This is a genomic window from Acidovorax sp. 94, assembly GCF_003634645.1.
Classification (GTDB): Bacteria; Pseudomonadota; Gammaproteobacteria; order Burkholderiales; family Burkholderiaceae_C; genus Acidovorax; species Acidovorax facilis.
In genome coordinates this window covers 2,805,565-2,823,448 of record NZ_RBJA01000001.1, presented here as the reverse complement: position 1 = coordinate 2,823,448, position 17,884 = coordinate 2,805,565, and the positions used below count along the sequence as shown (strand labels likewise).

At 67.4% G+C, this 17,884-nt stretch carries 15 protein-coding genes and 1 tRNA gene; 9 read left to right on the top strand and 7 right to left on the bottom strand.

Annotated features, from left to right (window positions below; translation table 11 throughout):
- Positions 1-21: 21 nt before the first annotated feature.
- Entirely contained in the window at positions 22-690 is a 669-nt protein-coding gene (locus C8C94_RS13000; RefSeq protein ID WP_121420993.1) for a site-2 protease family protein, read from the bottom strand.
- 279 nt (positions 691-969) lie between these two features.
- On the opposite strand from C8C94_RS13000, the gene C8C94_RS12995 reads away from it, so the two are divergent.
- Positions 970-2,127, top strand: coding sequence for a methyl-accepting chemotaxis protein (locus tag C8C94_RS12995; protein ID WP_121420992.1), 1,158 nt, complete (start codon positions 970-972; stop codon positions 2,125-2,127).
- Positions 2,128-2,273: 146 nt separating this feature from the next.
- Here the strand turns inward: C8C94_RS12995 and C8C94_RS12990 are convergent, their stop codons facing one another.
- Positions 2,274-2,909, bottom strand: coding sequence for an L-threonylcarbamoyladenylate synthase (locus tag C8C94_RS12990; protein WP_121420991.1), 636 nt, complete (start codon positions 2,907-2,909; stop codon positions 2,274-2,276).
- 18 nt (positions 2,910-2,927) lie between these two features.
- On the bottom strand, positions 2,928-3,797 hold the full coding sequence (locus C8C94_RS12985; protein WP_055393474.1) for a 3',5'-nucleoside bisphosphate phosphatase: 870 nt from the start codon (positions 3,795-3,797) through the stop codon (positions 2,928-2,930).
- Between the two features lie 276 nt (positions 3,798-4,073).
- Between C8C94_RS12985 and C8C94_RS12980 the strand changes: the two genes are divergently transcribed.
- The 5 genes from C8C94_RS12980 to C8C94_RS12960 all read left to right on the top strand — a co-directional run bounded on the left by C8C94_RS12980 (position 4,074) and on the right by C8C94_RS12960 (position 9,664).
- The gene (locus C8C94_RS12980) at positions 4,074-5,882 is read left to right on the top strand and encodes a methyl-accepting chemotaxis protein (protein WP_121420990.1); all 1,809 of its coding nucleotides are present in this window, start codon (positions 4,074-4,076) and stop codon (positions 5,880-5,882) included.
- Positions 5,883-6,044: 162 nt separating this feature from the next.
- Positions 6,045-6,269, top strand: a complete 225-nt coding sequence (locus tag C8C94_RS12975) for a 4-oxalocrotonate tautomerase family protein (RefSeq protein WP_121420989.1) — start codon at positions 6,045-6,047, stop codon at positions 6,267-6,269.
- 124 nt (positions 6,270-6,393) lie between these two features.
- The gene (locus C8C94_RS12970; RefSeq protein WP_121420988.1) at positions 6,394-7,053 is read left to right on the top strand and encodes a response regulator transcription factor; all 660 of its coding nucleotides are present in this window, start codon (positions 6,394-6,396) and stop codon (positions 7,051-7,053) included.
- Positions 7,050-8,402, top strand: coding sequence for an ATP-binding protein (locus C8C94_RS12965; RefSeq protein ID WP_121420987.1), 1,353 nt, complete (start codon positions 7,050-7,052; stop codon positions 8,400-8,402). The genes C8C94_RS12970 and C8C94_RS12965 overlap by 4 nt, the downstream gene beginning before the upstream one ends.
- A gap of 269 nt (positions 8,403-8,671) precedes the next feature.
- A complete protein-coding gene (locus C8C94_RS12960; protein ID WP_121420986.1) occupies positions 8,672-9,664 on the top strand; it encodes a 2-dehydropantoate 2-reductase in 993 nt (330 codons plus the stop codon).
- Here C8C94_RS12960 and C8C94_RS12955 read toward each other — a convergent pair whose 3' ends face one another.
- Positions 9,665-10,156: an Lrp/AsnC family transcriptional regulator gene (locus C8C94_RS12955; protein ID WP_121420985.1), complete on the bottom strand. Its 492-nt coding sequence runs from the start codon at positions 10,154-10,156 to the stop codon at positions 9,665-9,667.
- An 89-nt stretch (positions 10,157-10,245) separates the two neighbouring features.
- Here C8C94_RS12955 and C8C94_RS12950 point away from each other — a divergent pair, with 89 nt between their 5' ends.
- Together C8C94_RS12950 and C8C94_RS12945 are read left to right on the top strand one after the other, a co-directional pair.
- Complete coding sequence (locus C8C94_RS12950) at positions 10,246-11,136, top strand: EamA family transporter (protein ID WP_121420984.1); 891 nt, start codon at positions 10,246-10,248, stop codon at positions 11,134-11,136.
- A gap of 130 nt (positions 11,137-11,266) precedes the next feature.
- A complete protein-coding gene (locus tag C8C94_RS12945) occupies positions 11,267-11,488 on the top strand; it encodes a hypothetical protein (protein WP_121420983.1) in 222 nt (73 codons plus the stop codon).
- 38 nt (positions 11,489-11,526) lie between these two features.
- Here C8C94_RS12945 and C8C94_RS12940 read toward each other — a convergent pair whose 3' ends face one another.
- On the bottom strand, positions 11,527-12,354 hold the full coding sequence (locus C8C94_RS12940; protein WP_121420982.1) for a hypothetical protein: 828 nt from the start codon (positions 12,352-12,354) through the stop codon (positions 11,527-11,529).
- A 443-nt stretch (positions 12,355-12,797) separates the two neighbouring features.
- On the opposite strand from C8C94_RS12940, the gene C8C94_RS12935 reads away from it, so the two are divergent.
- A complete protein-coding gene (locus C8C94_RS12935) occupies positions 12,798-13,175 on the top strand; it encodes a hypothetical protein (RefSeq protein ID WP_121420981.1) in 378 nt (125 codons plus the stop codon).
- A gap of 130 nt (positions 13,176-13,305) precedes the next feature.
- On the opposite strand, the gene C8C94_RS12930 is transcribed toward C8C94_RS12935, so the two are convergent.
- A tRNA-Arg gene (locus tag C8C94_RS12930) sits at positions 13,306-13,380 on the bottom strand.
- Between the two features lie 54 nt (positions 13,381-13,434).
- Positions 13,435-17,871 (bottom strand): translocation/assembly module TamB domain-containing protein, encoded by a 4,437-nt coding sequence (locus tag C8C94_RS12925; protein ID WP_199731252.1) that lies wholly within the window; start codon positions 17,869-17,871, stop codon positions 13,435-13,437.
- Positions 17,872-17,884: the final 13 nt, after the last annotated feature.

Genomic DNA, 17,884 nt, shown 5'->3' with positions numbered 1-17,884 from the left:
CAAGAAACGGGGGTAGAAGAATTAACGCAACAGTGCTGTGAGCGGGGTGAGCAGAAACTGGATGACGCCGTAGCCCAGCGACATCAGCGGGCGTAGCCACAGCGTCCCCACCACCCCAGCGATCACCAGGCCCATCACAATGAAAAAGCCCCAGGGTTCGATGCGAGAGACCATGTGCGCCTGTTTCCAGGGCAGCAGGCCCACCAGGATGCGCCCGCCATCCAGCGGCGGCAGCGGAAACAGGTTGAACGCCCACATCACGAGGTTGACCAGCACGCCAGCGCGGGCCATCTCGATGAAAAAGCGCTCCTCCACGCCAGAGCCCACCAGTGCCACCAGCAAAATGGCCCAGCCAATGGCCTGGATGAAGTTGGACGCGGGGCCCGCCAGCGCCACCCAGACCATGTGTTTCTTGGGATTGCGCAGGTTGCCGAAATTGACCGGCACCGGCTTGGCATAGCCAAACAGGAAGGCTCCCGAGGTCGCAAAGTACAGCAGCAGCGGCATCAGGATGGTGCCCACCGGGTCGATGTGTTTGATCGGGTTGAGGGTGATCCGGCCCATCATGTACGCGGTGTTGTCGCCAAAGTGGCGCGCGGCGTAGCCGTGGGCTGCCTCGTGCACGGTGATGGCAAACAGCACCGGCAGGGCGTAGATCAGAACGGTTTGGATGAGATTGGAGATGTCCACCCGGTGATTGTCTCAGACGCCCGCCACTCCAGCCGTTGCCGGGGCGCCCCGCGCGGAGTACACGGCATGCCGGTAGCGGGATGACTGGCGCACAACAGGACTCGGGCAAGTGGCTCACCCCCAGGCAAGGCGGTTGTTGCATCCCGATTCGCGCAAGTTCTATGTGGGATGTACGTATGCCAAGGGCGCCCGCAGCGCCGTGATCATTGCTAGCATCTGACAGTTGCCCCCGGGGCGACCCAAAAAACCAAAACAACAGCCCTGGAGAGGCACAACATCATGTGGAACAACCTGAAAATTGGAACGCGCCTGGCCCTGGCGTTTGGCGGTATGGCACTGCTGGTGCTGCTGTTGATGGTCATGGCGCTGGCTGGCATCGGCGGGGCCGAGCAGGCACTGCAGGGCGCGCCTGTGACGGCGCCCCAGGCCCAGGCAGCACAGGCGCACCTGCAAAGCGCCCGGGCATGGATCATCGGCTGCAGCTGTGTGGCGTTTGTGCTGGCGCTGCTGGCTGTGTTCAGCCTGCGCATGAGCATCGTGGCTCCGCTCAACCAGGCCATCCTGATTGCAGAAACCGTGGCTTCGGGCGACCTGAGCCAGGAGTTCAGCTCCGATCTGCAGGGCGACTTTGGCCGGCTTCTGAACGCCCTGGGCACCATGGAGGACACGCTGACCGACCTGGTATCGCGCATCAAGCAGGACGCCGATGCCATCAGCGCCTCTGCTGCAGACATCGACCATGGCAACACCGACCTTTCCCGCCATGCGGAAGACCAGGTCTCTTCACTCACCGAAACTGCTGCCAGCATGGAGCAGCTGACCGCCACCGTGCGCCAGAACGCCGAGCGCGCCCATTCCGCCAGCGACCTCGCGGTGAAGGCCTCGGGCATTGCAGAGCAAGGGGGCGCGGTGGTGGGCGATGTGGTGTTGACCATGCAGGCCATCAGTGGCAGCTCGCGCAAGATTGTGGACATCATTCAGGTCATCGAAGGCATTGCCTTCCAGACCAACATCCTGGCGCTCAACGCGGCGGTGGAAGCCGCCCGTGCAGGCGAGCAGGGCCGTGGCTTTGCCGTGGTGGCCAGCGAGGTGCGCAATCTGGCCCAGCGCAGCGCGGTGGCCGCCCGCGAGATCAAGGCGCTGATCAGCGCGTCGGTCGAGCAGGTGGAAAACGGTGCTGGCCAGGTGGGCAAGGCGGGCAAGACCATGCAGGAGATCGTGGCGGCCGTCGGGCAGGTCAGCGCACTGCTTGGCGAAATCTCCCACGCCCTGCGCGAGCAGAGCGATGCCATCAGCCATGTGAACGGCGCCGTTTCGCACATGGACGGCACCACCCAGGAAACGGCTGCGCTGGTTCAGAACGCGGTTTCCACCGCCACCTCGCTCACGGCGCAGGCGCGCGATCTGGAGCAGGCTGTGGGTGCGTTCAAGTTATAGCCCCCTGAGCGGCTGCGCCGCTTCCCCCTCAGGGGGACGCCACCGGTGGCCTGGCAAAGCCAGTTCCACGGTGGCGCTGGGATGGGGCCGCGCCAGTTGTGGAGGCCCCGGGCAAGCGCTATGGCAGTCGAGGTGAGGAGCTGCGGCTACAACCCCAGCGCCTGCAAGCTACCCCGACCTTCGCGCACCACTTCGGGTTCGCCGCCGCTGCCCATGGGCGTCAGGTCCACCACGGTGGTGGGTTCCAGCGGGCAGGCGCCTGCGTCCACGATGGCGTCCACCAGCTTTTCGTAGCGTTCGCGGATTTCCTGCGGGTCGTTCAGGGGCTCGGTCTCGCCGGCCGGGATCAGCGTGGTGGCCAGCAGCGGGGCGCCGTGCAGCTCCAGCAGCAGCTGCAGGCCCTTGCGGTCGGGTACGCGCAGACCGATGGTCTTGCGCGAAGGGTGGCTCACGCGGCGCGGCACTTCCTTGGTCGCTTCGAGGATAAAGGTGTAGGGCCCGGGCGTGCCCAGCTTGAGCAGGCGGTACTGGCGGTTGTCCACGCGGGCATAGTTGGCCAGTTCCGACAGGTCACGGCACAACAGGGTGAGGTGGTGCTTGTCGTCCACCTGGCGGATGCGGCGCATGCGATCGACGGCATCCTTGTCGTCCAGGTGGCAGACCAGCGCATAGCTGGAATCGGTGGGCACGGCCAGAATGCCGCCCTTTTGCAGCAGCATGGCGCCCTGCTTGAGCAAGCGCGGCTGGGGGTTGTCGGGGTGGACTTCGAAATACTGGGCCATGAAATGGTGCGTCTCGTCTCAAACGGCAGCGGGGTGCCGGATGCGTTCAGCCAGCAGTTCCCAGACCGGGGTGAGCTGGCCGGGTAGCAGCGGCAAGGTCCCCAGGTCGGTGTGGGACTCGTCCGGGCTGTGGAAGTCGCTGCCGCGTGAAGCGGCCAGCCCAAACTCCTTCGCCATCGCGGCGTAGGTGACATATTCGGCTGCGCTGTGGCTTCCGGTGACGACTTCCACCCCGCGCCCGCCGTGGGCCTTGAATTCGGAAAACAGCGCAAATTCTTCGTTGGCACTGAACTTGTAGCGCGCCGGGTGGGCAATGATGGCCATGCCGCCTGCCTCGGTGATCCAGCGCACGGCGTTGCCCAGCGACGCCCAACGGTGCGGCACATAACCAGGCTTGCCTTCGATGAGGTATTTGCGAAATACCTCGGAGGTGTCCTTGCAGACCCCGGTCTCCACCAGAAAGCGGGCGAAATGGGTGCGTGAAATCAATGCCGGGTTGCCTACGAACTGCAGCGCGCCCTCGTAAGCGCCCGGAATACCCGCCTGGGCCAGTTGTTCGGCCATGTCCTTGGCGCGTTCGCCGCGCCCACCGCGCGTAGCGGCCAGGCCCTCGGCCAGTCGGGTGTCGTTGGGGTCGAAACCCAGGCCGACGATGTGGACGGTGGTGTCGGCAAAGGTGACCGAGATTTCGACGCCCGTGAGGTAGGCCATGCCCTGCGCATGGGCAGCGGCGGCGGCGCGGTGCTGGCCGCCGATTTCGTCATGGTCGGTGAGCGCCCACAGCTCGACACCGTTGGCTTTCGCGCGGGCGGCCAGATCCTCCGGGGTCAGGGTTCCGTCGGATACCACGGAATGGCAATGCAGGTCGGCGTTCAATATGGATGTCACCGTGCCATTTTAGGGCTTGTACCGATATCGCGCGCCACCGCGCGACCCCTGTGCCGTCGTGGACGGGTTCTCCGGAGTCCTGCCAGGTGCCGCTGGCCCCCGGGTGGGCCGTCCTGTCACCTCCGGCACCTTGGGGGCGGGTTTTTCCCGGGAAAAAGAGGGCAGGGCAGTGCCTGGGCTGGCGTAGGCTTGTGGCCTGCTGTTGACGCAATCGGATGTTGCGTGCCGCGCGTTGGCCGCACACTCACATTTCCAGGTCCACGAGGAAAAAGAACCATGCAAATCGACAATATCCGCGTTTCACGCAAGCTGTGGGGGGCATTCATCCTGCTGATGCTGGCCATGCTGTTGATCTCCGGCTTCCAGCAGTACCGGGCCAACAGCTCCATGTCGGCTGCGATGGACCAGGTGGTCGAGATCGAAGAGCGCATCTCGGCGGCCATACGCTGGCGGGGGGCCACCGAAACCGCCGTCAACATGGTCATGGGTGGTGCCGTCACCACCGACGCGGTGCTGGCCCAACAGTACGACGCCAAGGTCAAGGAAATCATTGGCGGCATCAACAAGATTCAAGAAGGGATCGTGGCCGGTGCCACGGCGCCCGAGGACAAGGCGGCGCTCGACAAGGTGCTGGCCGAACGCAAGCTGGTGCTGGCCGCCACCGCCAAGACCTGGGAGCTCAAGGGCGCGGGCGATGGCGTGGCCACCCAGCAGTTTGCCGACAATGAACTCACCCCCATGGTGGCGCGCTACCTCAAGGCGCAGGACGACTTTGTCGCTGTACTGCAAAAGCGCCGCGAGGAGATCCGGGCCGAGACCACACAGCGGCGCGTTGCCTACGCCATCCAGGGCCTGGTGGTGTCGGCCGTGCTGGTTGTGGTGGTGCTGCTGCTGGCCTGGAAGCTGGTGCGCTCCATCACCGTGCCATTGGACGAGGCGGTGGAAACCATTGACGCCATCGCCGCTGGCGACCTCACGCGCGAGCTGCAATCCACCCGCAAGGACGAGTTCGGCCACATGCTGAGGTCCCTGTCGGCCATGTCCACCCGCTTGCGGGGGGTGGTGAGCGAGGTGCGGGTGGGTGTGGATTCCGTCTCGTCGGCCTCGATCCAGATCGCCAACGGCAACCACGACCTGTCGGCCCGCACCGAGCAGACCGCCTCGAACCTGGAAGAAACCGCTGCCAGCATGGAAGAACTTACGGCCACGGTGAGCCAGTCGGCCGACACCGCGCGCCAGGCCAACCAGCTCGCGGGCACGGCGGCCCAGGCGGCGGCGCGCGGCGGCGAAGTGGTGGGCCAGGTGGTCACCAGCATGCAGCAGATCACCGACAGCAGCCGCAAGATCAGCGACATCATCGGTGTGATCGACGGTATTGCCTTCCAGACCAACATCCTGGCGCTCAACGCTGCTGTGGAAGCCGCCCGCGCGGGCGAGCAGGGCCGGGGCTTTGCGGTGGTGGCCAGCGAAGTGCGCAGCCTGGCTGGGCGCAGCGCCGAGGCCGCCAAGGAGATCAAGAACCTGATCAGTGCCTCGGTGGAAAACGTCGAGTCGGGCTCTGCCCAGGTGGCCCAGGCGGGCCAGACCATGGGCGAGATTGTGGCCAGCGTGCAGCGCGTGAGCGACCTGATTGGAGAAATCACGGCATCCTCCTCCGAGCAGCGCGACGGGATCGCCCAGGTCAACCAGGCCGTGACGCACCTCGACCAGATGACGCAACAGAACGCGGCGCTGGTGGAAGAGTCCACCGCCGCCGCCGCCTCGATGCGCGACCAGGCCCAGCGCCTGGCCGAGGTGGTGGCGGTGTTCAATGTGGGCGCGATGGCGGTTCGCGCACCGGCAGCGCCCCGCCCGGCTCCGTCTGCGGCGCCTCGGCCGGCGCCCGCGGCCAGAACCGCCCTCGGCAACCAACCCGCAGTACCCAAGGCAACCAAGCCTACCAAGGCACCCGCCGCCGCTCGCTTGGCACCACCGGCCCCCGCCGCTGCACGCCCCGCTGCCACCCCTGGCCCATCGGCCGCGCCCGCTGCACCTGCGCCCCGGGCTACAGCCCAAGGCGGGGATGACGACTGGGAAAGCTTCTAAAGGCCGCTGGGTGTGGTGGATTTTGCTATTTAAATGCTAGCTGTTTGCGCTTTTCTATCAAGCGCTGGTGGCAAAAAAACCTCGAGGTTTTTGCACCCCACCCCCGAGGCAGCCCCGGCTGCCTTTGTCTTTGTTTTTTGCGATGGACGAAAGGATCTGCCCATGCCCTTGGTCAACATCCGCCTCGCGCGGCGCGAACTGCCCACCACCGCAGCCCAAAAGGCAGCCCTGATCGCCGGTGTCACCCAACTCATGCAACAGGTGCTGGACAAGCGCCCTGAAAGTGTCACCGTCATCATCGACGAGGTGGACCCTGAGAACTGGGGCCAGGGCGGCGAGCCGGTGACGGTGATCCGCCAGCGCAGCAAGGGCCCTGCGCAGGCGTGAGCGGGGCGGCGACCATGATGTCTAGCCAGAACCGCTGCGCTGAGCTTTGTGGTCCGCTGTGATGCGATGCCTGCACGGGCCACTTCGGTGGCCCGATTGATTTCATTGGCTATGCTTGCCCACCATGCGCCTCTTGCTAGTTGAAGACGACCCCATGATCGGCGAAGCCGTGCAAGACCTGCTGCGCGCTGAGCACTACGCCGTGGACTGGGCGCGTGACGGCGACGCCGCCGACACGGCATTGCGCACCCAGCCCTATGACCTCGTGCTGCTGGACCTGGGTCTGCCCAAGCGCGACGGCCTGGCCGTGCTGCGCGACCTGCGGGCGCGCAAGAACCGCACCCCGGTGCTGGTGGCCACCGCACGTGATGCCGTGGCCCAGCGCATCGAGGGGCTCGACGCGGGTGCGGACGACTACGTGCTCAAGCCTTACGACCTTGATGAACTGCTCGCCCGCATTCGCGCCCTGCTGCGCCGCGCTGCAGGGCGGGCCGAGCCGGTGTATGAACACAAGGGCGTGTGCATCAACCCCGCCACGCGCGAGGCCACGGTGAATGGCGCGCCTGTGGTGCTGTCGGCACGCGAATGGGCGGTGCTGGAGCCGCTGATCGCACGGCCCGGCATGGTGCTGTCGCGCCAGCAGCTGGAAGACAAGCTTTACGGCTGGGGCGACGAGGTGAGCAGCAACGCGGTGGAGGTCTATATCCACGGCCTGCGCAAAAAGCTCGGGGCCGAGGTGCTTTTGAACGTGCGCGGCGTTGGTTATCTCGTTCCCAAGGCATGACGAACAAGCTCACCGAGGCCTTGCGTGGCCTTCTCCCCCGCTCGCTGCGCATGCGCCTGCTGGTGTTTCTGCTCGCAGCCATCGTGCTGGCCGGGGCGCTGCAGGGCGCGCTGGCGTACCGCGGCGCGCTGGACGAGGCCGATGCGCTGTTCGACTACCACATGCAGCAAACCGCCCTGGCCTTGCGCTCGGGCCTGCCGGTGGATGCGCAAGGGCTGGGCCCGGGCCTGGATCCCGAGGACGAAAACCACGAATTCATCGTGCAGGTGTGGACCAACGAAGGCCTGCGCATTTTTGAATCCGCCGTGGGCGCGGCCCTGCCGCAGATCGCCGTGCTGGGCTTTGCCAACGTGCAGGCGCGCGGCGGTACCTACCGGGTGTTCTCGATGCAAACGCGTTCGCAGGTGATCCAGGTGGCGCAGAACATGGCCGCGCGGCGCGACATGGCCCGCAGTCTGGCGTTGCGAACGCTGGCGCCGCTGGCCATCATGGCTCCGCTGCTGGTGCTGGCCGTGTGGTGGGGTGTGAGCCGGTCGCTGGCCCCGGTGGAGCGCGTGCGCCGCCAGTTGGCGCAGCGCCAGGCGGATGACCTCTCGCCCGTGAGCGATGCGCAACTGCCCGACGAAGTGCAGCCGCTGGTCAGTGAACTCAACCTGCTGTTCGAGCGCGTGCAGCGCGCCTTTGACGCGCAGGAGCATTTTGTGGCCGATGCCGCGCACGAACTGCGCTCGCCCCTGGCCGCGCTGCGCCTGCAGCTGCAGGGCCTGCAGCGCGCGGGCGATGATGCCGCGCGTGCCGTCGCCATCGAACGCCTGTCGGCCGGCATCGACCGCGCCACGCGCCTGGTGGAGCAACTGCTCACCCTGGCCCGGCAAGAGGCCAGCACCGCCACCACCGAACCCGTGGACCTGCACGCCGTGGCGCAGCTGGCCCTGGCCGACGTGGCCCCCGCCGCGCAGGCGCGCAGCATGGATGTAGGCCTGCTTCACTCCGACGCCGCCAACGTGCCCGTGACCGTGCGTGGTGATGCCGAAGCCCTGCGCATGCTGGCGCGCAATCTGCTGGACAACGCCATCAAGTACACCCCGCCCGGCGGCCGGGTGGACCTGCAGGTGCGCCGCGAGGGTGATGCTGCCGTGCTCACGGTGGAAGACAGCGGCCCCGGCATCGCCCCCGAGCACCGCGAGCGCGTGATGCAGCGTTTTGTGCGCGAAACCTCGGAAGGTGCCCCTGGCAGTGGCCTGGGCCTGGCCATCGTGCAGGCCATTGCGCAGGGCCATGGCGCCACCGTGCAACTCAGCGCTTCGCCGCGTCTGGGGGGGCTGCTGGTGACGGTGCGGTTTGGCTGAGGTCTGCTGGTGGAAGGCCCGTTGGGCGCAGGTGCTGTTTGTTGATGATGCTTCTATTTTGATAGCTATTGGCGCTTGATGAATAAGCGCCAGGGGCCAAAAAAGCTCAAAATATGCAGGCTGCAGGCTGCAGGCTGCAGGCTGCAGGCTGCAGGCGCCTGCAGATACCGTCGCCTCTGCGCCAGGCCCGGTAGGCGTGTCGCCGCACAATGCGCAGGCGCCGCATCCATCGCGGTGCACCGTCTTCCGTTGATCCAGAAAGCATCTGCATGCACTTCATCGTTCTCGGCGCAGGCGCCATTGGTTGTTATGTGGGTGGGCGCCTGGCCGCGCACGGCCAGCCGGTCTGCCTGGTGGGCCGACCGCATGCGATGGAGCCCATCGCCTTGAACGGCCTGAAGGTGAGCGACCTGGACGGCTTTGACCGCACCGTGCCGGTATCTGCACTGCAACTGGCCCACACACTGGCCGACGCGGCGCCGGGCCCGGACAGCATCATCCTGCTGTGCGTCAAAAGCGGCGCCACCGAATCCGCTGCGCGCGAACTGGCCGACGCCTGCGCGCCGGGAACGCCCGTCATCTCGCTGCAAAACGGCATGGACAACGTGGCCCGCGTCACAGCCCGGGCGCCGGGCCTGAGTGTTCTGGCGGGCATGGTGCCTTACAACGTGGTGCTGCGCGGCGCCCAGGTGCACCGCGCCACCGCGGGCCATTTGCAACTGCAGCGTGATGCCATCACCGAACGTATCGCGCCGGTCTTCAACGCTGCAGGCCTGGCCACCGTATTGCCTGCCGACATCCGTGCGGTGCAGTGGGGCAAGCTGCTGCTCAACCTCAACAACCCGGTCAATGCGCTGTCCGACCTGCCTCTGCGGCAAGAGCTGCTCGACCGCGACTGCCGCCGCGTCTTTGCTGCCCTGCAAACCGAGGCGCTGCGTGTGATGGCGCGTGCAGGCATCAAACCCGCCCAGGTCACCGCCGTGTCGCCCACGCTGCTGCCCCATGTGCTGCGCCTGCCCAACTGGCTCTTCACACGCCTGGCAAAACGCATGCTGCAGATTGACGCCAAGGCGCGCTCGTCGATGTGGGACGACCTGGAAGCCGGGCGTGTGACCGAGATTGATGCACTCAGCGGGGCTGTGGTGAGGCTGGCGGCTCAGCAGGGCATGGAGGCGCCGCTGAATGCGCGCATGTGCGAGCTGCTGGGCGGCCCGCGCCAGCGCCTCACGGGCGCGCAGATGCGCAGGGCGTTGGGGCTGTAGTCAGGCAACTGGAAGTGCGTGGTCCAGCGGCACACGCAGCCCGGTCTTCAGGCTGGCCAGTGCGACCGACGTTCTGAACCGCTTGATGTTGTCATCCCCCTCAAACAGCCGCTGCGTCAGCGCCTCGTAATCGGCCATCGACGCCACGTTCACCACCAGCAGATAGTCCGCCTCGCCCGTCACGCCGTAGCACTGCTGCACGGCGTCCTCGGCAGCAATGCGCGCACGCAGCGGGGCGGTACGGTCGGGGCGTTCGTTTTCGAGGTGCACCTCCAGCACGATGGTCAGCGGTTTGCCCACTTTCACCGGGTCCAGCACGGCCACGTTGGCGCGGATCACGCCGCTGTCTTTCAGCCGCTGGATGCGCCGCTGCACAGCGGGTGCCGACAGATTGACCGCCTGCGCAATCACGCGCTGGGGTGTGATGTTGTCGGTCTGCAGGATGTCCAGGATGGCGATGTCAAAGCGGTCGAGTGCTGGGGTGGCGGGCATGGGGCGTCTCGTGGTGGTGAGCGAAAGTTGCGCGCAGGTCCTGAAAATCGAGCAAAAAGCACGCATGGGTCACACTATATTTTCAACCCATGAGCGCTTCCCTTCTGCACCGTTTTTTCCCCTTTCTGGCCGTCCTGGGCTCCGTCACCGCGTTGGGCATTGGTACCTCCTGGGCCAAGCACTGGCTGTTTCCGGTGGTGGGGGCGCAGGGCACCACTGCCGTGCGCGTGGGCTTTTCGGCGCTGCTGGTGCTGTTGCTGTGGCGGCCGTGGCGCTGGCATCTGTCGCGGGCCGATGCGCGTGCCGTCATGTTGTACGGCGCGGCGCTGGGGGGCATGAACCTTATGTTCTACATGTCGCTGCGCACCCTGCCGTTTGGGCTGGCGGTGGCCATCGAGTTCTCAGGGCCGCTGGCGGTGGCGATCTGGTCTTCGCGGCGCGCCGTGGATTTTGTGTGGGTGGCGCTGGCCATGGCCGGGCTGGGCATGCTGCTGCCGCTGGGTTTGAACGGCAGCACGCTGGACCCGGTGGGAGTTTTGTATGCCTTGGGCGCGGCGGTGTTCTGGGCGCTGTACATCGTGTTCGGCAAGCGCGCCGGGCACCTGCACGCCGGGCACACGGTGTCGCTGGGCCTCCTGGTGGCGGCGCTGGTGGTGGTGCCGGTGGGCGTGGTGCATGCGGGCGCTGCGCTGCTGTCGCCCACCGTGCTGCTCATCGGCTTGGCGGTGGCGGCGGTGTCCAGCGCCATTCCGATCTCGCTGGAGATGATGGCCCTGAAGCGCCTGCCCAAGGAGGCCTTCGGCATCATGATCAGCATGGAGCCTGCGGTGGCTGCTGTGCTCGCCTTGCTGTTGCTGGGCGAGCACCTGAGCGCCATCCAGTGGCTGGCCATTGGCTGCATCGTGGCGGCTTCCATGGGCAGTGCGATGACTGCTGGTCGGCCCTCTGGCGCCGACCGCGCAGCGCCTCAGGCGGCCTGAAATCGCGCACCGCCTGGGCCTGTCCAGACCTCCGGGATGGCCGTCACGCTGACACCCGGCCGTCGGCAAAGGATGACACGCACAGAGCGTGCTCCGTGGCCAGAATGGGTCTATCTCACAGGAGCCGCCCATGATGCGCACTTCGCCGTTGCCACAATCCAAGGTCGCTGAGGCTGAACGCAAGGTCAGCGCCATCCTGGCCGACCTGGAAGAAACGACCCATTCAGAGGTCAAGGACATCGCTTTGGAAGACGTGGTGGAAACCGACGCCGCTAGCGGCCAGCCAGCCGTGCACCAGAGCGTCGACATCACCGTACAGCCGCGCGCGCAGCGCAAGTGGCTCACCAAATAACGCAATAGCCCGACGCCCTTGGCTGGGCTGCCAGCCGGTCAACCGGCGGTAGGTCGGCCGCCTTGGCGCAGCTGCAACACCCGCGCAATGAGGTTGGCATACTCTTCGTCTGCCTGCGCCAGCAGCGGCAAACCTGTCTCGCGCACGGCATGGTCCACCGCGTCGGTCCATGCGGGCGTACCGGGCGCCGCCTGTGCGCTGGCCATGGCACCCAACACCAGTTCTTGCCCCCAGAAGTACACTTGGTCAGCGTGCACGTTGGCCTGCATGCGCTGCACCTCTGCCAGGGTTTGCGGCTCCGCCAGGTACAGCCAGATGTCTGCGTACAGGAAGTCAACGGGCGCGCCCTGGGGTTGCCACTGCAGCGCGTCGGCCTGCACCAGCTCTACCTTGCGCGCTGCAGACTCCGGCAGTCCCTCCAGCACGCGGCAACGGCCAAACAGCTCCAGCACATCACTATCCCGCTCTACCACGGTCACGCGCTCCACCGTGGGCTGCAGCGCGATGTTGGCCGCCACCCAGCCCATGCCCAGGCCCATCACGACTGTGTGGCCCCGCGCATGGCGGCAGGCCAGTTCCTGGCTTTCCACTTCCATCGGCGACAGCGACATCCAGGTTTCCCACCCGCCCGCAGCGCTCTGGCGCATCAGCACCGTCGAGCCCGAGGTGACACACGGGCCGCTGTGGTAACCACGGTCCAGCCCCACCCCAGTGCGCTTCATCTGCCACGGCCCCACGGCCCCATCGGGGTATTGCGGCATGTGCCAGTGCGGGGAAAAAACGGGAATCCCCAGCGCCTGCGCCAGTGCGCTGGCGGAGGGCTGTGGGGCAAAGGGAAGGATGGAGGGGGAAGGGGATGCCGACATGGGGTGATCTTAGAACCTGTTCAAGCTCTTTTCGGGGTCGCACAAGTACTTTGCCGGGATGGGCTGCAAGGCGCGGTGGGCAGCCAATAGCTCGTGCTATTGGCAAGCGCCGCAACGCCGCAGACCTCCCGGCAAGGCACTTGCCCGAAGGGTTGGAGTGAAATCGGGCGATTGGAAGCCCCGGCTGCTTGCATGGGCACAAGCCCATGCAAGCAGCCAATCATCCCGATTGCACTCCAATGCGATCCCCGAAAAGAGCTTGAACAGGTTCTCAGGGGGGGCAAGTGGCGTATTGACTTGAGAATGTGCGCGTCTGCCGGGGGCACCGGGCATTGTCCGACAGCTTCACGGTCTGCAGGATGGCGCCCACGGCGTTGAGTGGACCCTAAAAGAGAGGGAGATGAAACCGTTTTGTTTTGTCACCCACTTCCCAGGAGACGCACATGCATCCATCCACACTCCCTCATCCGGCCACCCCACCGGTGGATGAAGACCTGGCCGACCAAGCCCGCCCCGGCTACGGCATCCCGTCGCAAGACCCACGACCTGGCGCCCAGACCGCCCTGGAGCCCGAAGACGCAGAGCGCGAGGCCCACTCCGTGCTGGTGGGCGGCGGCATGATGGCGGGCGCGGCTGCCGGTGCGGCCGTGGGCGTTGCAGTCGCTGGTCCGGTCGGCGTGGTCGTCGGAGGCACCTTGGGCGGCATTGCGGGCGCGCTGGGCGGCGCGGCAGCGGGTACGGCGGTCAATACCGAAGAAGCTGGTGAGGCAACCAAGGCTACTTCCGACAGCGGCGTGCGCGGAGACGGTTCAAGAAGCTGAGGGCGGCGGGCCTTCGTGTGGCTACAGACTCCACCGCACACACTGCGAGGAGCCTGCCGTGAAAATGCTTCTATTTTGATAGCTTGCAGCGCTTATCTATCAAGCGATAGAGTCCATTCCACCATGAATTTGGTCCCCTCGACAGGAATCGAACCTGTATCTAGCGCTTAGGAGGCACTCGTTCTATCCATTGAACTACGAGGAGCAAGACAGCCGCGCATTGTAGTGGGCGCACGCACGCCCTCTGGTGTGCTCAACCTCAGTCGTACTTCACCGTGTAGATGATGTCCACCGCGCTCTTCTCGCCCGTTTGCCCGCGCAGCGTGAGGCTGCGGGTAAGGTCGTAAAAGATGTACAGCGTGCCCAGCGTGCCCGACAGGCTGCGTTCGTAGGTCAAGTACAAATCCTTGGACAGGCGTTTGCCGAAGGTGAGGGCGGCGGCGCTGGCGTCTTCGCCTGTGGTGGCGCTGCGAAAGCCGATTTCGTCCAGGCCGATGCGGCTGGCGATGTTGGCGGTGGTGTTGCCGCCGCCACGGCGGCCCAGCAGGGCCAGGGCGGCCTGCTGCATCACGGCGGCTTCGGCGCCGCCGGCGGAGGCGTTGCGGCCCAGCACCACCCACGAGAGTTTTTCGGCATCGGGCAGCTCGGGGTCGGAATACAGCTTGACGCGCGGCGCCTGGGCGCTGCCGGTGACCTGCACCCCAGCGCGCACGCTGATGTTGGGCCGCAGTGCCAGGATATCGAGCGAGGGGTTGTTGTAGGGGCCGTTGAAGCGGATGAGCCCCGTCTCCACGTCCAGCATCTGGCCCCAGGCGCGGTAGCGGCCTTCGTCGGTGCGCACTTCGCCGGTCACGCGGGGTGGGGCGCCGGGCACGGCGCTGCTGCGGATGTCCACCTCGCCCGTCAGCCGCGTGGTGATGCCCTGGCCGCTCAGGGCAAAGTCGCGCCCCAGGTTCAGGGTGATCGCGATGTCGGGGGGCTTGGCGGTTTCGGCCTGGGCCGCCACTTGGTTGGCCTTGGCGGCGGCCTGGGCCTTGGCCTGGTCTTCGCGGTCCTTGGCCGCAGAGCGCACCACCACGTCGGAGCCCAGCGTGGGCGCGGTTTCGTCGGGCAGGATGATGGTGGCGCGGTCGGTGGTCAGCTTGCCGCGCAGGCTGATCTGGCCTTGCTGAAGCTGTGCTTGCAGCTGGCCCGACACGCTGATCTGCCGGTCGGCCCGCACCAGCACCTGTAGCGCCTTGGCCTCAGCCTGCAGTGACATGGTGATGCCTGACAGGCCCGTGGCTGCGGTGGCGCTGTCGCCCCAGCTCACGCGGCCAGTGGCGGTGAGCGTGCCGCCGTCTTGCGGTGCGGAAGTGCGGTTGCCGCTGAAGCCCGCAATGCGCGCACCGCTGCCGCGCCCGCCCTGCAGGCGGAACTCGGTGATATTGAGCTGGTTGCCTTGCAGCGTGGCGCGCAGGCGGCCGCCCTGCAGGTCTACGCCATCGACCACCGAGCGCACGGCCATGTCGTCGGCGCCCAGCGTGCCGGCCCAGCGCGGCGCATTGCGGGTGCCTGACAAGGTGGCGCTGGCGTCCAGCGTGCCGCGCACGCGCCAGCCGGGCGGGGCCAGGGCCGACCACACGCCCACGTCGGGCAGGCGCGCGCGCAGGGTGCCGGCCAGGGGTGCATCGGGCGCCCAGGTGAAGGGCGAAGAGGTGGCTGGCGAAGAGTTGACGGGCGAGGAGGGGCTGGCGCCCGCAGCGGCGGAGGCGCCGGGCGCTCCGGGTGTGAGACGGGTGCTGACGTTGGCCTGCACCTCGCCCGCCCGATCGCTCGCCCAGGCGAGTTGGGCCCGCAGGGCTTCCCCTTCGATCTCGACGGTAACTTCGGCCTGGCGCACACCGGCGGCGGTGCCTGCCCCTGCACCGGATGCAGCAGCTGATGCCGAGGGGCTTGCCGAGGCCTCGGTGGCGATCACCGCCGTGGCGCCTGCGCCCGTGCCCTGGCCACTGCTTTGCACGGCGGTGATGGCGGTGGCGTCGCCCGCCAGGATGCGCAGGTCGCCACTGGCGCGGCGCAGGCTGGCGCTGGCACGCAGGGGGCCTTGGGTGTTGTCCACGTTCCATTGCCCGTCCAGCACGATGCTGGTGGCCAGCCCCACGCGGGCCAGCAGCGGCTGGGCAGGACGGCCTGCGGCGACCGGGGTGTTGCCCAGACCCAGCGCATCGACCCAGGCCATGGGCAGGCCCTGCACGGTGCCTTGGGTTTGAAGTTGCACAGGGTTCGCTCCGGTGGCCACGCGCAGGGGCTGCCAGCGCAGCACGGCGGTGCCGGGCAGGGGGCCGGTCAGGCGGGCCTGGCCTGCAGTGGCCAACACGGTGTAGCCCGCTGTTGGCGAGCGTGTACCGGTGGTGGCGCGTGCGGTGATAGATACGGGCTCGGCCAGTTGCAGCGTCCAGGGGCCGGGGCGTGCGGTGTCTTGCGCCACAAGCCGCAGTTCGCTGATCTGCACCTGCGCCCCTTGCGTGGATGTGGTCAGCCCGCCCGTGGCGCGGGTTTGCAGGGCCAGCCGCTGCATCTGCTGGGGCTGGGAGGCGTTCAGGCGGGCTTCGCCGTCCAGTGCCAGCGTGGCCTGCGCCAGGGTGCCGGAGAGTTCGGCCTTCACGGCGCGCAGTTGCACGGCGGTGGAACCGCCGCCCTCATCTTTACCGGGAGGCAGTGACAGGTCCAGCAGCGGGGTGGAGAGCTTGGCTTGTAGCTCGAAGGTGGCTTTGTCCGATGGCGGCGTGCCGCCCGCACGGCTGGCGTTGGGGGATGTGCTGTCGCTGGTGGTTGCGGTGGCGGCTTGCAGTTGCCGGGCCGCTGTCTGCCAGCCACCTTTCCAACGCGCGTTCAGCTGCGCGGCGCCTTTGGCGGTGGCGCCCTGCAAGGCTTCTTGCAAACGGGTGCCCACCAGCGGCAGGCTGGCCAGCCAGCGTTGGGTTTGGTCCACGTCGGTCCATTGGACCTGCAGGTCGCCCGTACCCGCCTGGGGCGCCAGGCTGCCTTGGGCGCGCGCTGTGGCGCCGGGCACGGTCAGCGCAATCTGGCCCTGGCCCGATAGATCGCTGGGGGCCACACGCAGGTTGGTGGCTTCAATGCGGGCCTGCAGAGCGTCCAGCAGCAGGCGTTCCAGCTGCAAGGTGCCGCCGGGCTGGGTGGGTGACGGGGGTTGCCAGCTACCTTGGGTGGTCAGCGTGTTGATGCGCAGCAAGGCGGGGCGGTTGGTGGGGGTTTTGCCGGAGGCGGCGGAGCCGGTGGCGCGGATATCTGCCGTGAAGCGCACCACATCGCCCTGCATTTGCGCGCCCACACGGCCTGCCAGCGGCGCGGCCGCCCAGGCGGTGTGCAGGGCGTCTGGGCGCAGGTTGCGCAGTTCAGCCTGGCCCTCCAGCGCGCCGGTGGCGGGGGTGTAGTTGCCCTGCAGGGTGACTGCGCCGGTGCCTGTATTCACAGTGGCGCTGGGCACCGTCCAGCGGGTGCCGTCGTAGCTGGCATCGGCCTGCAGGGCGGTGATGGGCAGACGGGCCTGGTCCCACGGGCCTGCCAGTTCGTTGCGCAGCTGTGCCTGCAGGGACCAACCAGTGCCGGCCGTTGCTCCGCTCCCGGTGGGCCCGGCCTGCACGGTGCCATGCAGCCGGGTGGTCGGGGCCTGGGGCCACAGAGCTGCCAGGTTGACGGCACGCAGCGTGGCCTGGGCCGATAGCAAGGGCTGTGGGGACCAGGGTGCCAGCGTGGCCTGCAGGTCGGCCTGCATGGGTTCTGCGGCGGGTGGTGGCGGTGCTGCTGGTTTGGCGGTGGGTGGTTTGGCAGGGGCAGGGGGTGGCTGCGTGGGCCCGGCCTGGGCGGCGGTGGGGCTGATGCGCGCCTGCAGCTGTAGCTGCGCTGCCGCTGTGGCCAGCGTGCCTTGCAGGGTAGCGTGTGCACCCACCTGCAGGGCGGTGGTGCCGCCGGGCACGGCGGCGCTCACCGTGCCGTCCACAGTGGCGTTCAGCGCCATGGGGGCCTGGGCCTGCAGCGTCAGCCGCGCGGTGTATTGACCCTGGGCCAGCTCCACGCTGGCGATGTTCAGGCGGTGCTCGCTCCCGTCAAAGCGGTAGTCGCCGGCCAGGCCCTGGGCTTCTACGGCCGGGGCGCCCGCCCATTGCAGCTGGTCTACGCGGAACGGCACGCCGATCTGCAAGGGCAGCACCAGCTGTGTCAGGGGCGTGGGAGCCTCTGCACTGGGCTGGCTGCCCAGTGGCGTGATCTGCACGCGTGCGGCATGCACCTCGCCCAGCTCCAGGCGGCGTTGCAGCAACGGGGCCAGCTGCCAGCCCAGGCGGATGTCGGTCATCTCGACAGACAGGCTGGGGCTGCGCCAGCGCAGCCAGCCAATACGCCCCCCGCTGCGCAGTGATCCGGTGACCTCGCGGCTCTCCAGTTGCTGGTTGGCGGGCAGGTACTGCGCCGCGCGCGCCAGCGCCAGGGCCAGCGACGTGCTGCTGCCAGCCCACCACCACACGGCAGCGGCTGCGGCAATCAGCAGCGCAATCATTGCCACCAACAGCCAGCCCAGTGCACGCAGCGCACGGCGGCCACGGCGTGGCGAAGGGTGCTGGCCACCCTGGTGGTGCGACGCCCCTGCGCTGAAATCGGAGGAGCGTGCGCGGGGTGTCGGGGAGTGTGGGGGCATGGGTGCAGCGCTC

What these genes read in the sequence shown, in the direction of transcription:
- C8C94_RS12975 (WP_121420989.1), top strand. Translation starts at nt 6,045, where the DNA reads ATGCCCTTGGTCAACATCCGCCTCGCGCGGCGCGAACTGCCCACCACC.
- C8C94_RS12940 (WP_121420982.1), bottom strand. Translation starts at nt 12,354, where the DNA reads ATGTCGGCATCCCCTTCCCCCTCCATCCTTCCCTTTGCCCCACAGCCC.
- C8C94_RS12935 (WP_121420981.1), top strand. Translation starts at nt 12,798, where the DNA reads ATGCATCCATCCACACTCCCTCATCCGGCCACCCCACCGGTGGATGAA.
- C8C94_RS12995 (WP_121420992.1), top strand. Translation starts at nt 970, where the DNA reads ATGTGGAACAACCTGAAAATTGGAACGCGCCTGGCCCTGGCGTTTGGC.
- C8C94_RS12925 (WP_199731252.1), bottom strand. Translation starts at nt 17,871, where the DNA reads ATGCCCCCACACTCCCCGACACCCCGCGCACGCTCCTCCGATTTCAGC.
- C8C94_RS12965 (WP_121420987.1), top strand. Translation starts at nt 7,050, where the DNA reads ATGACGAACAAGCTCACCGAGGCCTTGCGTGGCCTTCTCCCCCGCTCG.
- C8C94_RS12970 (WP_121420988.1), top strand. Translation starts at nt 6,394, where the DNA reads ATGCGCCTCTTGCTAGTTGAAGACGACCCCATGATCGGCGAAGCCGTG.
- C8C94_RS12945 (WP_121420983.1), top strand. Translation starts at nt 11,267, where the DNA reads ATGATGCGCACTTCGCCGTTGCCACAATCCAAGGTCGCTGAGGCTGAA.
- C8C94_RS12955 (WP_121420985.1), bottom strand. Translation starts at nt 10,156, where the DNA reads ATGCCCGCCACCCCAGCACTCGACCGCTTTGACATCGCCATCCTGGAC.
- C8C94_RS12980 (WP_121420990.1), top strand. Translation starts at nt 4,074, where the DNA reads ATGCAAATCGACAATATCCGCGTTTCACGCAAGCTGTGGGGGGCATTC.
- C8C94_RS12960 (WP_121420986.1), top strand. Translation starts at nt 8,672, where the DNA reads ATGCACTTCATCGTTCTCGGCGCAGGCGCCATTGGTTGTTATGTGGGT.
- C8C94_RS12950 (WP_121420984.1), top strand. Translation starts at nt 10,246, where the DNA reads ATGAGCGCTTCCCTTCTGCACCGTTTTTTCCCCTTTCTGGCCGTCCTG.
- C8C94_RS12990 (WP_121420991.1), bottom strand. Translation starts at nt 2,909, where the DNA reads ATGGCCCAGTATTTCGAAGTCCACCCCGACAACCCCCAGCCGCGCTTG.